Source organism: Mesorhizobium sp. LNHC252B00 (genome assembly GCF_000502955.1).
Classification (GTDB): domain Bacteria; phylum Pseudomonadota; class Alphaproteobacteria; order Rhizobiales; family Rhizobiaceae; genus Mesorhizobium.
Map to the genome: position 1 here is coordinate 1 of NZ_AYWO01000127.1, position 438 is coordinate 438.

Here is a 438-nt window from a genome sequence, read left to right on the forward strand (position 1 = left end):
ACACCAGCGATTCCGGAAACTGGCAGGGCTGACCCAGCGCGGTGAACGCGACCCGTTCGATCTGCAGCGAAAGCGTGCGGCCCGGGTCCGCGAACGCTCCCATCCAGCCCTTCATGGTGTCGCTGCCCCAAAGGCTGAAGAAGATCTTCTGCGCATGGCTGGGCAACTTCGCGGGATCGGTGATGGTGTTAACCAACTGGCCGTTGAGATACCAGCGCAGGCTATCCTTCTCCCAGACGAAGGCATAGTCGTTGAAGGCACTGTCGGTGCCGCCAGGCACGTCGACCAGCTTCTCGTTCTTGCCCTTGCCGGCGATATAGGCGTTGACCTGCACCTTGGAAGTGTCCTTGGTCAGGATCTCGAAGTCGATCTCGTCCCAGGGCTGCTTGTCGGACGGGCCGATATAGGAGAAGAAAGCCGCGTTGAGGCCGGGGCCGG

Annotated in this window: 1 protein-coding gene; it reads right to left on the bottom strand. The window is 61.4% G+C overall.

The window, feature by feature from the left end:
• Positions 1-438 (bottom strand): family 16 glycosylhydrolase (locus X744_RS139655; RefSeq protein ID WP_023763258.1); only part of this gene is annotated, 438 nt, incomplete at both ends.